This window comes from Loktanella sp. M215, from assembly GCF_021735925.1.
In the GTDB taxonomy this organism is placed as follows: Bacteria; Pseudomonadota; Alphaproteobacteria; order Rhodobacterales; family Rhodobacteraceae; genus Loktanella.
The window spans coordinates 136,871-150,092 of the sequence record NZ_WMEA01000001.1; the positions used below are offsets into that span (position 1 = coordinate 136,871).

Consider the following 13,222-nt stretch of genomic DNA (forward strand, 5'->3'; position numbering starts at 1 on the left):
AAGGGTCTGCCATGTTCTCCAAGTACAAGAAGCCCGGAGACGGTGCGCCGACGCCCGGCGCACGCCCCAGCACTCTGACGCCATCAAATCCGGTCTTGGCCGCCGTGCCCGCCGTCGAGGAGAGCCCGCGCAAATCGCTGATGAAGGCGATGCCCGGGCGTGGCGCGGAGGTGGCCCCCGCCGACCGCGACAAGAAGCGCAAGGAGCGGCTGGGCGAAATCAAGCTGGAGCTGCACAAGGCGCTGCTGGACAACCTGAACCTCGCGGCCCTTGAAAACGCCAGCGAGGCGGATCTGCGCAACGAGATCAATGCCATCGCCAACGAGACGTTGGAAGAGATGGGGATCGTCCTGAACCGGGAAGAACGCACCACCCTGGCGCAGGATCTGTTCTTCGAGGTGACGGGCCTTGGCCCGCTGGAAGTGCTGCTGAAGGACGATACGGTCAACGATATTCTGGTGAACGGTCCGCGGCAGATCTTTGTAGAACGCGCCGGCAAGCTGGAACTGACCGACATCACGTTCAAGGACGAAAAGCACCTGCTGCGGATCATCGACAAGATCGTGTCCGCCGTGGGGCGTCGCGTCGATGAAAGCAATCCTTACGTCGACGCCCGTCTGGCTGACGGGTCGCGTTTCAACGCCATGGTCGGCCCGATTGCCGTGGACGGCAGCCTCGTGTCGATCCGGAAGTTCAAAAAGGACAAGTTGGGGATCGACGATCTGGTCCGTTTCGGGGCCTTTTCCGAGGAGATGGCCGCCTATCTGCAAGCCGCCGTCGCGACCCGCCTGAACGTCATCGTCTCTGGCGGTACGGGTTCGGGCAAGACGACCACGCTGAACGCCCTGTCATCCTTCATCGCGAACGACGAACGCATCCTGACGATCGAGGATACGGCCGAACTTCAGCTGCAGCAGGTTCACGTCGGCCGGATGGAAAGCCGCCCGCCCAACGTCGAGGGCAAGGGCGCCGTCAGTCAGCGCGACTGCCTGAAGAACGCGCTGCGGATGCGCCCGGACCGGATCATCGTGGGCGAGACGCGGGGCGAAGAAGTCATCGACATGTTGCAGGCCATGAACACGGGCCACGACGGATCCATGACGACAATCCACGCGAACTCTGCCCGTGACGGCGTCTCGCGTCTGGAAAACATGATCGCCATGGCCGGCATCGAAATGCCGATCAAGGCGATGCGATCGCAGATATCCTCGGCTGTGAACCTGATCGTGCAGGCCAGCCGTCTGCAGGACGGCTCGCGCCGCATGACCTCGATCACCGAGATCACTGGAATGGAAGGCGATGTCATCTCGATGCAGGAAATCTTCAAGTTCCAGCGTATCGGCCTGACGCCGGAAAACAAGATCATCGGCCATTTCACGGCCACGGGCGTGCGCAGCCACTTCTCGGACCGTTTCAAACTGTGGGGCTACGACCTGCCGCCACAGATCTTCGAACCCCTCGTTGCGGAGTAGCACGCCATGATTTCCGCCCAGCCGATCATCTATATCGTCATTTTCGTGTCCGTCATCGCGCTGGTGCAGGGTGCCTATCTTGTGCTGTTCGGCAAATCGATCAGCCAGAACGGCAAGGTGAACCGCCGTTTGGAGCTGCTGGAAAAGGGCGGCAACCGCGAACAGGTGCTGGAACAACTCCGCAAGGAGATGACCCAGCACATGAAATCGCAGAGCATCCCGATCTATTCCATCCTCGCGGGCAAGGCCCAGCGCGCGAACATTGCCTTTACACCGCCCCAGCTGCTGATGGTCATGGCGGGTGTCAGCGTGCTGGCCTTCGCCGCGCTGACCGTGATGACCGCCGTCGCCCTGCCGACGCGCAGCGTGATTGCCGTAGGCATGGGGATCGGCGGCGTATACGTCTGGATCAGCGGCAAGGCCAACAAGCGCATGTCCCTGTTCGAGGAACAATTGCCGGAGGCCGTCGAGCTGATGGTCCGGTCCCTGCGCGTGGGTCACCCGTTTTCATCCGCGGTGCAGATCGTCGCCAAGGAAATCGCCGATCCGCTGGGCACCGAGATGGGTGTCATCGCCGACGAGGCCGCCTATGGCCGCGACATGGGCGAGACGCTGAAGGCCATGGCCGAACGGCTCGACATGCAGGACCTGCGGTTTCTGGCCGTCGCCGTGACGATCCAGCAGACCTCTGGCGGCAACCTGGCCGAAATTCTGGACGGTCTGGCCAAGGTGATCCGGTCACGGTTCCGGCTGTTCCGCCGGGTCAAGGCCATCACGGCCGAGGCGAAATGGTCCGGCAAGCTCTTGTCCGGCTTTCCCATCGGTGCCTTGGTCGTCATCAACATGATCCAGCCGAACTACTTCGACGACATCATGGACAAGCCGATCTTCATCCCGGCCTGTCTGGTTGTGGCGGGGTTCCTCGTGCTGAACCTGATCGTCATGCGCGCTCTTGTGAACATCAAGGTTTAAGGTCCAGTCATGAATATCTTCTCTGACATCAACGCCATGATCACCGATATGCTTGGACCGTTCGGCGGCGTCATGCTGATCGGTTTGCTGGGTGTCCTTCTGATCCTGATCACCTTGCCGACGGTCATGAAACGTCCCGACGATCCCCTTGACCGGCTGAAGGCGGCCAACCGGGGGCAGGCGCCGAAGGCCGCGGGCAAGGCAGAACGGCTGCGCGCTCCCAGCAGCAAGGACAAGCTGGAGAAATTCGCCAACTTTCTGGAACCTCAGGATGCGGAAGAATATTCTGCGGCAAAGCTGAAGCTGCTGCAGGCGGGCTACAAATCCAAGAATTCCGTGCGGATTTTTCACTTCTCACAGTTTGCACTGGGGATCCTCGGGCTGGTGCTTGGCGGGCTTTACGCCCTGCTGAAGATGCAGCAAGGCGACGTGACATCGCAGAATATGATGATCATGCTGCTGGGGCCGGGCTGCGTCGGCTACATGCTGCCCAAATACTGGGTGACGCGCCGGGTCGCTGGCCGCAAGGAGGCGATCATCAACGGCTTTCCCGACAGCCTCGACATGATGCTGGTCTGCGTGGAAGCGGGTCAGTCCCTGGACCAGTCGATCCTGCGGGTCGCACGCGAGCTGAAATCCGGCTTTCCCGATCTTGCGCTGGAATTCGAGACCGTCAGTCAGGAAATGAAAGCCGGCAAGGGCAAGGAGGCCGTGCTGCGCGACATGTCGGAACGCTGCGGGGTGCAGGATATCTCGAGCTTTACGACCGTGCTGATCCAGAGCCAGCAGTTCGGCACCTCGATCGCCGAGGCGTTGCGGGTCTATGCCGCGGAAATGCGCGACAAGCGCGTGATGCGGGCCGAAGAGGCCGCCAACAAGCTGCCGACAAAGATGACACTGGCCACGATGATGTTGACCGTGCCGCCGCTTTTGATGATCCTGATCGGACCCTCGATCTATGGTATCACCCAGATGATGGGCACCGGAAACTGAACTGATGATCTCAAATGGCCTCGGCCTTTCTGTCGCCTTCACGCTTGCATTGGCCGCCTGTTCACCGGGCGGCCAGCTTGCATCCGGCGACGGTGTCTATGCCCCCGGTCTGGCCGGCAAGGCCGACACAGATGGCCTGATCGTCGGCCATCGCCTGATGGCCGCCGGCGAATACGAACTGGCGCTGGATGCCTATACCCGCGCCGCCGCCCAGCAGGGCCTGAACGTCGATACCCTGTCCGCACTGGGGTCCGCGAACCTGCGCCTGGGGCGTCTGGGTCAGGCCGAGGGTCTGCTGCGCCGGGCCGCGAAAGAGGCCCCCGATTTCCCGCCCGCCTGGAACAATCTGGGGGTCCTGCTGATGGAAAAGGGCGATTTTGCCGAAGCGGCCGAAGTTTTCCGTCGCGCATATGCCACGGATAACGGGAATTCTGACCAGATCAGAGAGAACTTGCGCTTGGCGCTATCCAAACGCGACGCCGTTATCTACGATCCTGCACAAGAGAACCAGAACGTTGAACTGGTCCGGCGGGCCGATGGGGACACCATCGAACCGCTCTGAGAGGCAGCAGCAGGAAAGGACGCACACCCATGCGCCACACCGTTATTCTTTGTCTGGCCGGCACGCTGGTCTTGTCCGCCTGCGGCAGCCACAACGGCGATGCCGAAGTGCAGCGCGCGATGCAGGACATCAACGCCGTCGATGGATCGAACCTGAACGATGTCATGATGACCGTGGGCGACCCGGACGAGGCCGTGAAGTATTTCAGCGGTGCCCTGGCGAACGAACCGGGCCGGGTCGATCTGCAACGCGGTCTTGCGAAATCCCTGATCCGCGCCAGCCGCACGACAGAGGCCGTCGCCGCCTGGCAGACCGTGGTCGCCAATCCCGCCGCCAACCTTGATGACCGGGTGGATCTGGCCGATGCGCAGATCCGGTCGAACCAGTGGGACGCCGCGGCCGCCACGCTCAACACCGTCCCGCCCACTCATGAGACCTATAACCGCTACAAGCTGGAGGCGATGATCGCCGACAGCAAGCAGCAGTGGACGAAGTCGGACAGTTTTTATCAAACCGCGGTGGGTCTGACCACGACACCCGCCAGCACGCTGAACAACTGGGGCTATTCCAAGCTGACGCGCGGCGATTATCCGGGGGCAGAGCGTCTGTTCATCGACGCCCTGCGGCAGGACAGCACCCTGTTTACGGCCAAGAACAACCTTGTTCTGGCACGCGGCGCCCAGCGCAAATACGACCTGCCGGTCATCCCGATGAACCAGACCGAACGGGCGCAGCTGCTGTACACGATGGCGCTGACGGCGATCAAGCAGAACGACATCAGCACCGGCAAGGGCCTGCTGAAAGACGCGATTGAGACTCATCCCCAGCATTTCGAAGAGGCGGTCCGGTCCCTGCGCGCGCTGGAAGAGGCCTGACCTCATGGCCCTGCCTGCATCCGCCGCATGGTGGTTCCTGCTGATCGCCGTGCCTGTCGGGTTGTGGGTCGCCTATACCGACCTGTCGCGGATGAAGATCACCAATGCCGCCGTCGTCACGCTTTTTGCCGGTTACGCGTTGCTGGGCCTGATCGCCCTGCCGTTTCAGACATACCTGTGGGGCTACGCGCATCTGGCCGTCGTGCTGGTGATCGGCATCATCTTGAATGCGGTGGGCGGCGTCGGCGCGGGTGACGCGAAATTTGCAGCCGCAGCGGCCCCGATGATCGCACTGGGGGATGCGAGCATCGTCCTTTACCTCTTCGGCCTGTCGCTGCTGCTGGGCTGGGCGCTGCACCGCATCGCCCGGATGACGCCCCTGCGCCGGATGGCACCCGACTGGGCCAGCTGGACCTCGGGTCGCCGGTTTCCGATGGGGCTGCCCTTGTCGATGACCCTCGTCGCCTATCTGGCACTGGCGGCGCACGGCGGGTTGTGATGCGGCAAAAGTCGCGATTGGGAAACCGCTTGTCCATCATTTCGCCATAAACCCCCCGCATACCGGCATCTGACGGGAGGGTCGATCCACCCGCAGTTTGTCAGGGGGCGATCTTTTGAACATGCAAAGCACCGGGGTTCTGGCCCCGCCGAGCCCCCGAACGCTGGACGGTATGGCCCTGCCCCTGCCGATGATGCGCGACATCCTGATCAAGACCATGTTCCGCATGAACCTGACTCTGGTGACGCAATTGTCCAAGGCCATCTGCCTGCCGGTCAACGTCACACAGGAACTGATGGACCTTGCCCGCAGCCAGCTGCTGCTGGAGGCGACGGGCAGTCTTTCCTCGTCCGGTAACACGGAAATGGGCTATCAGCTGACCGACGCCGGCCGCAAGCGCGCGAACGAGGCGCTGGCCCAGTCCGAATATTATGGCGCCATGCCGGTGCCGCTCGACGTTTACCGCGAGCAGATCAAGCGCCAGTCGATCCGGAATATCCAGATCACCCGCGACCAGCTGACGACGGCGATGGGTCACCTGATCCTGCCGCCCTCGCTGATCTCGAACCTTGGCCCTGCCGTATCATCGGGACGCTCGATCCTGATGTATGGGCCTCCGGGCAACGGCAAATCATCGATCTCCAACGGAATCCGCGATGCACTGGGGGACAAGATCTATGTGCCCCGCGCCATCGAATATTCCGGTCAGGTGATCACCGTCTATGACCCCATCGTCCATGCCGCGGCCGAAGACGACGAACAGGACCCCAATTCCCTGCGCCGCACGACGGGTCGGTTCGACACCCGTTACGTCCGCTGCGAACGCCCCACCGTCATCACCGGCGGCGAGCTGTCGCTTGACATGCTGGACCTTGTCTACAACCCCGTCGCGCGCACCTATCAGGCGCCGCTGCAGATGAAATCGACCGGTGGCATCTTCATCGTCGACGACCTTGGCCGTCAGGCGGAACCGCCACAAAGCCTCGTGAACCGCTGGATCGTCCCGCTGGAGGAAAGCAAGGATATCCTCGCCCTGCAGTCGGGCGAGAAGTTCGAGGTGCCCTTCGACACGCTCGTCATCTTCTCGACCAACTTTCATCCCAACGCGATCTTCGACCAGGCGGCGCTGCGGCGGATCTTCTTCAAGATCAAGATCGACGGGCCAAGCCAGGCCGACTTCCTCAAGATCTTCGCCCTTGTGGCGCGCAAGAAGAAGATGCCGCTGGACGAAGCCACGCTGATCCACCTGCTGAACAACCTCTATCCGACGATCGACAACGTCTATGCGAACTACCAGCCGGTGTTCCTGATCGACCAGATGATTTCGATCTGCGACTTCGAAGGCATCCCCTACCAGATGAATCCGGCGATGATGGACCGCGCCTGGGCCAACATGTTCGTCAAGGATGAAGAGATCGTCCGCTGAGCGCTTGACCAAGACAGGTCCGCGGCCCACTTCAGGGACATGGATCTGCCCCCCGTCATTGCCGATTGGTTTGCCGCACGCGGCTGGTCCATTCACCCGCACCAGCAGGCGATGCTGGACCGCAGCGATGCCCCTGCCCTGCTGTTGATCGCCCCCACGGGCGGTGGCAAGACGCTGGCGGGTTTCCTGCCGACGCTGGCGGAACTGGCGGCCGGCACCCACACCGGCCTGCACACCCTCTACGTCTCGCCGCTCAAGGCGCTGGCCGCCGACATCAAGCGCAACCTGACGACCCCCGTCACCGACATGGGACTGCCGATCCGTATCGAGGATCGCACCGGCGACACCTCTGCCACCCAGAAAAAGCGCCAGCGCGCCGACCCGCCGCATATCCTGCTGACGACGCCGGAAAGCCTGGCCCTGCTGACCTCCTACGAGGATGCGCCACGCATGTTCGCGGGCGTGCAGCGCATCATCGTCGACGAGATCCACGCGCTGGCCGAGAGCAAGCGCGGCGACCAGTTGATGCTGGCCCTGTCCCGTGTGCAGGCGATGGCCCCCGGCCTGCGCCGCGTCGGCCTGTCCGCCACCGTCGAAAACCCGGCCCGCATCGCAAGCGGCCTCGCCTGTCATCCCGACCCTTGCGAAATCCTCTACGCCGATCCCGGACCCAATCCCGACATTTCCATGCTGGTGACGCAAGAACGTCCGCCCTGGGCCGGGGGTGGCGCGAAATACGCCATTCCCGCCGTGCTGGAGCAGGTGAAACAGCACAAGACCACGCTGATCTTTCACAACACCCGCGCGCAGGCCGAGATCTTCTTTCGCAACCTCTGGCTCGCCAACGACACCGACCTGCCGATCGGCATCCACCACGGCAGCCTTGACCGCGACCAGCGCCAGCGGGTCGAGGCGGCGATGGTGGCGGGGACGCTCAGGGCCATCGTCTGCACCGGGTCGCTTGATCTGGGCATCGACTGGGGCGATGTGGATCTGGTGATTCAGGTCGGCGCGCCGAAGAACGTCAAGCGCCTGATCCAGCGCATCGGCCGTGCCAATCACCGCTACAACGCGCCGTCAAAGGCGTTGCTGGTCCCCGCCAACCGGTTCGAGGTCGTCGAATGCGTTGCCGCCTTGCAGGCCGCCCGTGACCATGAACTCGACGGCGATCCCCCCGGCCCCGGCCCGCGCGACGTGCTGTGCCAGCATATCCTGATCCGCGCCTGCGCCGGGCCGTTTGCGGCGGATGACCTTTACGCCGAGGTCCGCACCGTCGGCGCCTACAGCACCCTGACACGCGACAGCTTCGACGCCTGCCTCGATTTCTGCGCGACCGGGGGCTACGCCCTCGCCGCTTACGACCGCTGGAAACGCCTGCAGTTGCGCGACGGCCTCTGGCACCTGCGCGATCCCCGCGCCACGCGTGACCTGCGGATGAACATCGGCACCATTCAGGATACCGACACGCTGAAGGTCCGCCTCAAGGGCGGGTTCAAACCGTTGGGCGAGATCGAGGAATCCTTTGCCGCAACCCTGACCCCCGGCGACACCTTCCTGATCGGCGGCGAAATCGTCCGCTACGAATCCATGAAAGAGATGTCGGTTCAGGTCACCCGTCGCGCCGACAAGACGCCCAAGATCGCGACCTTCATGGGGACGAAATTCGCCACCTCCACGCAGCTATCCCAGCGTATCTTGCGGATGTTCCGGCAGGACGACTGGCCCGACCTGCCGATGCACACCGCCGAATGGCTGCACCTGCAGCGCGCGTGGTCGAAATTGCCGGAGGCCGACCGGATCCTCGTGGAATCCTTCCCCCACGACGGCCGCGCGCACACCTGTTTCTACGGTTTTGCGGGGCGCAATGCGCAACAGACCCTCGGCCTGCTGCTGACCAAGCGGATGGAGGAACTGGGCCTCAACCCCCTCGGCTTCGTCTCGACCGACTACGCCACGCTGGTCTGGGGTCTGACCCCGGTGGACGATCCCGCGCCACTGTTCGACAAGGATGCCCTGCACGACGGTTTCGCCGACTGGCTGGCGGGCAACGCCGTGATGAAACGGACCTTTCGCGCTTCGGCCACGATCGCGGGGCTGATCCAGCGGAACCTGCCGCAGGCGCGCACGTCGGGGCGTCAGGCGACGTTTTCCTCTGACATCCTTTACGACACGCTGGCAAAATACGACCCCGACCACCTGATCATGCAGGTCACCCGCGAAGAGGCGCTGCGCGGCCTCGTCGATTTCGGCCGGGTCGAAGAAATGCTGACCCGCACCGCGGGCCGCGTCGATCACGTCATCCTGCCCCGCGTCAGCCCCCTTGCCGCGCCCATGCTGCTGGAGGCGGGCCGCGTCCCCATCGCCGGTGCCGGACGCGAGCGCCTGATGGAAGACGCCGCCGCCCGCCTGATGGAAGAGGCGGGGCTGTCCGCGCTGTGAACCGACGCGCGCACCGATGGCGCAGTCAAAGGGCGAATGGGGTGTTGCCCCGTGTCCGATAACCGGTTGCAACGCGGCGCAGAGGCATCACAATGCAGCGCACCCTGTCCCGACCGCGTGCCGCCCCGATGTTGCACCCAAGGAATCTTTCATGTCGTTTCGTTTCATCCATACCTCGGACCTGCACCTTGGCACCCGGTTCGCAAACATCCCCGAACCCGCCGACGGCAGCATCCGCGGCCGCCTGCGCGAGGCGCGGCACGGGGCGATTGGCCGGATTGCGCAGGCGGCGCGGGACCACGGCGCGACGGACATCCTAGTGGCGGGCGATACCTTCGACACACCCACCCCGTCGCTCAGCGTGGTGCGGCAGGCGCTGGCTGCGATGGCAGACGACCCGTCGATCCGCTGGTGGCTGCTGCCGGGCAACCACGACAACCTGCGCGAGGCAGAGCCGCTGTGGGACATGATCCGGCAGGACGGCCCCGATAACTTGCACTGCATCACCACCGCCGGCGCGATCAGCCTGTCGCCGGCGGCGACCTTGCTGCCCTGCCCGGTCGTCTGGCGGTCCTCTGGCGTCGATCCGACCGAGGCGCTGACCACCATGCCATCGGACGACGGCAGCCTGCGGATCGGGCTGGCCCATGGCGGTGTCACGGATTTCACCGATGCGGGCGCCAATATCCCGCCCGACCGGGACCGGACCGCCCGACTGGATTATCTGGCGCTGGGCGACTGGCACGGTCGGGTGCAGATCGGGCCGCGCGTCCATTATTCCGGCAGCCCCGAACAGGACCGGTTCAAGCATGGCCAGCGCGGCGTCTGCCTGGCCGTGACGCTTGACGGACCGGGGGTGCCGCCGGGGGTCGAGGAGGTCACGACCGGTGCCCTCCTGTGGCAGGACCTGACCGTGGACCTGACGCCCGGGGCTGACGCCACGGCGGCGCTGGCCGCCGTGCTGCCGACAGCGGCGCGGCGTGACGTGCTGCTGCGGGTCCATGCCACGGGCCGGGCGGGTCTGCCGGATCAGGTCGCCCTGCGCCGCGCTGCCGACCGCATCGGCCCGGAGTTCGCGCATTTCGACCTGCGCACCGACACGCTGCGGACGCAATACGATCTGGCCGATCTGGACGAGATCGACCGTGGCGGTGCGCTGCGTCTGGCCGCCGACAGCCTGAAGGCGGAGGCCGAGGACGACACGCTGGCGCAAGAGGCGCGCGACGTCTCGGCCGATGCGCTGGCCCGGCTTTATGCCATCGTAAAGGAGGACGCGGTATGAAACTGCGCGCCATCACCCTCAACAACGTGCGCCGGTTCACCGTGCCCACGGGCGTCAGCGGCATCGGTGACGGGCTTAACGTGCTGAGCGAGCCGAACGAGCATGGCAAGTCGACCCTGTTCGACGCGATCCACGCGGTGTTCTTCAAGGCGCACGGCGCCAACGACCGCGAGATCAAGGCGCTGAAGCCCCACGCGGGCGGCGCGCCAGAGGTCACGGTCGAGGTCGAAACGCCCGACGGTCGCTTTGTCATCGCCAAGCGCTGGACATCGAAGGCACAGGCGACGGTCCACTGCGCCGGCGTCCTGATCGCCCAGGCCGACGCGGCCGAGGCATGGATTGCGCAACTGGTCGGTGCGACGTCGGGGGGGCCGTCGGGGCTCGTCTGGGTGCGTCAGGGCCTGACAGGATTGACAGCGGGATCGCAGCGCGAACAGGCGGCAGCGTTGGAGGCCCGGCGCGACCTGATGTCGTCTGTCTCGGACGAGGTCGAGGCGATGACCGGCGGGCGGCGCATGGATGCAGCCTTGGCCCGCTGCAAAGAGGAATTGGCGAAGCTTGCCACCGGGACCGGGCAGAAGAAGGCTGGCGGGCCGTGGCGCGCGGCCTCCGATCAGGTGGATGCGCTGCTGGCGCAGCAGGTGGATCTGACCGCAACGGCGGCGGCGTTGCATGCCGCCCTTGACGATCGCAAGCAGAAGCGGCGTGCGCTGGCAGAGGTCGAGGCCCCGGACGCCGCCACGATCCGCAAGGACCGGCTGGACGCCGCGACCGAGGCGCACCGCGTGGCCGAACGCCACGCTGAACTGACAGAGACCGCAGCGCGCAAGGTTACCGCCGCCCGCCTTGCCCTGACCGCCGCCCTGGCGCGGCGCGATGCGCTGCAGCGGGCGCAGGCTGAACAGGACGAGGCGACCCGGCAGGCTGCGGCGGCGACCGCAGCACGGGCTGCGGCGCAGGAGACCCTTGCGGCGGCCCGCGACGGGTTGGACCGCGCGGAAACCGCGCTGGGGCAAGCGCAGACTGCCCTGACAGTGGCCGAGACGGCGCAGCGGCATGTGGAACGGCAGCGCGCCGCGCGTGACGGGGCCGCGCGCCGGGCGGACCTTGCGCAGCGCATCGCCGATGCCGAAGCCGCCCGCAGCGTGATCGAGGCGCATGCCGCCGCGGCGCAGACCGGCCCCGACCGGGCGGCGGTGCAACAGATCGACCGGCTGGCGACAGCATTGGCGACCGCGCGGGCTACGCGCGACGCGATGGCGGTGCAGATCGTCGTGTCCTATGCGGCGGATCCGCACGACCGGGTGCGGATGGATGGCACGGCCCTTGCGGACGGCACCGCCTATGCGATCTCGCGCGGGGCCATCCTGTCGGTCGCCGGTCTGGGCGAGATCGCGGTCAGGCCCGGCGCAGCGGCCCCCGACAGCGACGCCGTGGAACAGGCCGACCGTGCGCTGGCCCGGGCGCTCGCCGCTTTCGACCTGCCCGATGTCGCCGCCGCGCATAGCGCAGCCGAGGCGCGCACGTATGCGGCCACCCGGGCTGGCGAGGCGCGGGCGCGTCTTGACGGGCTGGCACCCGATGGCATCGACCCTCTGCGCGAGGCGTTGGCGGCCATTCCCGCGCCCGTCGCGGCGGAAGAGGCTCTTGATCCGCAGGCCGTCGAGGATGCGTTGCACGAGGCCCGCGCCGGGCAGACGGCGGCGCAGACGGCACAGCGCGCCGCAGCAGAAGCGATGTCCCGCGCCCGCGAAAGTGCCGCGAAGGCAGAGGCGGAGTTTGCCGCAGGACAGGACCGCGTGACCCGCGCCGTTGCCGGCCTGAAGGGATTCGATGACACGACGCTGGCGCAGCTGACAGAGGCGGTGACGCAGGCCACGACGGCCCTTGATGCTGCCGAAGCGGTTCACGCCGAACAGACCCGCCACGCGCCGGATCTGGCGGCGGCTGCGGCAACTCTGGCCCGGGCGCGGTCGGTGGATGAGGCTGCCCGCGCCGAAATCGCGCGCCTGCGGCCCGAGATCGCGCGGCTTGACGAACGTATCGCCAGCGGGTCCGGCGACGCGGTCGAGGAACGACTGGCGGAATGCGAAGCGGCACTGATCGCCGCCGAGGCGACGCTCGCCCGCTACGGCCATGAGGTCGCCGTGCTGCAACGCCTCGAATCCGCCCTGACCGCGGCGCGGGTTGCTGCGCGGGAAAAATACTTCGCCCCCGTCGCGGCAGAGCTGAAGCCGCTGCTGCACCTGCTCTGGCCCGATGCGGAACTGACATGGACGCAGGACACGCTGCTGCCGGAATCGCTGATCCGCAACGGACAGACCGAACCGCTCGACATCCTGTCGGGGGGCACGCAGGAACAGATCGCGTTGCTGGTGCGGCTTGCCTTTGCCCGCATGTTGACCCGCGACGGGCGGCATGCGCCGGTGCTGCTGGACGATGCGCTGGTCTTTACCGACGACGACCGGATCGAGCGCATGTTCGACGCCCTGCACCGGCAGGCTGGCGATCTGCAGATCATCGTCCTCAGCTGCCGCCAGCGCGCGTTCCGCGATCTGGGCGGTGCCCGGTTGCGGTTGTCATCCGACGCGGTGGAAGGCGCGCTGACCGCCTGAATCGCGACCTGTGCTCTGGCAAGGGCACGCGCCGGACACGAAAAAGGCGGCCACGTCGGGCCGCCTTTCCCGCCGATCAGACGGCTG

10 protein-coding genes are annotated in these 13,222 nt (G+C 65.6%); all 10 read left to right on the plus strand.

Features of this window, described 5'->3' with window-relative positions; genetic code table 11:
- Positions 1–11 precede the first annotated feature (11 nt).
- The 10 genes from GLR48_RS00685 to GLR48_RS00730 all read left to right on the plus strand — a co-directional run bounded on the left by GLR48_RS00685 (position 12) and on the right by GLR48_RS00730 (position 13,135).
- Entirely contained in the window at positions 12–1,472 is a 1,461-nt protein-coding gene (locus tag GLR48_RS00685) for a CpaF family protein (RefSeq protein ID WP_237057805.1), read from the plus strand.
- Between the two features lie 6 nt (positions 1,473–1,478).
- The gene (locus tag GLR48_RS00690; RefSeq protein WP_237057807.1) at positions 1,479–2,444 is read left to right on the plus strand and encodes a type II secretion system F family protein; all 966 of its coding nucleotides are present in this window, start codon (positions 1,479–1,481) and stop codon (positions 2,442–2,444) included.
- A 9-nt stretch (positions 2,445–2,453) separates the two neighbouring features.
- Complete coding sequence (locus GLR48_RS00695; protein ID WP_237057809.1) at positions 2,454–3,437, plus strand: type II secretion system F family protein; 984 nt, start codon at positions 2,454–2,456, stop codon at positions 3,435–3,437.
- Positions 3,438–3,441: 4 nt separating this feature from the next.
- On the plus strand, positions 3,442–3,999 hold the full coding sequence (locus GLR48_RS00700) for a tetratricopeptide repeat protein (RefSeq protein WP_237057811.1): 558 nt from the start codon (positions 3,442–3,444) through the stop codon (positions 3,997–3,999).
- Between the two features lie 29 nt (positions 4,000–4,028).
- Positions 4,029–4,874: a tetratricopeptide repeat protein gene (locus GLR48_RS00705; RefSeq protein WP_237057813.1), complete on the plus strand. Its 846-nt coding sequence runs from the start codon at positions 4,029–4,031 to the stop codon at positions 4,872–4,874.
- 49 nt (positions 4,875–4,923) lie between these two features.
- Complete coding sequence (locus GLR48_RS00710) at positions 4,924–5,373, plus strand: prepilin peptidase (protein WP_442915822.1); 450 nt, start codon at positions 4,924–4,926, stop codon at positions 5,371–5,373.
- Positions 5,374–5,488: 115 nt separating this feature from the next.
- Positions 5,489–6,799: an ATPase gene (locus GLR48_RS00715; protein WP_237057817.1), complete on the plus strand. Its 1,311-nt coding sequence runs from the start codon at positions 5,489–5,491 to the stop codon at positions 6,797–6,799.
- Between the two features lie 39 nt (positions 6,800–6,838).
- Positions 6,839–9,238 (plus strand): ligase-associated DNA damage response DEXH box helicase, encoded by a 2,400-nt coding sequence (locus tag GLR48_RS00720; protein ID WP_237057819.1) that lies wholly within the window; start codon positions 6,839–6,841, stop codon positions 9,236–9,238.
- A gap of 151 nt (positions 9,239–9,389) precedes the next feature.
- Complete coding sequence (locus GLR48_RS00725; protein WP_237057821.1) at positions 9,390–10,520, plus strand: metallophosphoesterase family protein; 1,131 nt, start codon at positions 9,390–9,392, stop codon at positions 10,518–10,520.
- Positions 10,517–13,135, plus strand: coding sequence for an AAA family ATPase (locus GLR48_RS00730; protein ID WP_237057823.1), 2,619 nt, complete (start codon positions 10,517–10,519; stop codon positions 13,133–13,135). The genes GLR48_RS00725 and GLR48_RS00730 overlap by 4 nt, the downstream gene beginning before the upstream one ends.
- The last annotated feature ends 87 nt before the right edge of the window (positions 13,136–13,222 follow it).

Excerpts from the sequence above, each read along its gene's own strand:
- GLR48_RS00685 (WP_237057805.1), top strand. The coding sequence starts at position 12 with ATGTTCTCCAAGTACAAGAAGCCCGGAGACGGTGCGCCGACGCCCGGC.
- GLR48_RS00690 (WP_237057807.1), top strand. The coding sequence starts at position 1,479 with ATGATTTCCGCCCAGCCGATCATCTATATCGTCATTTTCGTGTCCGTC.
- GLR48_RS00695 (WP_237057809.1), top strand. The coding sequence starts at position 2,454 with ATGAATATCTTCTCTGACATCAACGCCATGATCACCGATATGCTTGGA.
- GLR48_RS00700 (WP_237057811.1), top strand. The coding sequence starts at position 3,442 with ATGATCTCAAATGGCCTCGGCCTTTCTGTCGCCTTCACGCTTGCATTG.
- GLR48_RS00705 (WP_237057813.1), top strand. The coding sequence starts at position 4,029 with ATGCGCCACACCGTTATTCTTTGTCTGGCCGGCACGCTGGTCTTGTCC.
- GLR48_RS00720 (WP_237057819.1), top strand. The coding sequence starts at position 6,839 with ATGGATCTGCCCCCCGTCATTGCCGATTGGTTTGCCGCACGCGGCTGG.
- GLR48_RS00725 (WP_237057821.1), top strand. The coding sequence starts at position 9,390 with ATGTCGTTTCGTTTCATCCATACCTCGGACCTGCACCTTGGCACCCGG.
- GLR48_RS00730 (WP_237057823.1), top strand. The coding sequence starts at position 10,517 with ATGAAACTGCGCGCCATCACCCTCAACAACGTGCGCCGGTTCACCGTG.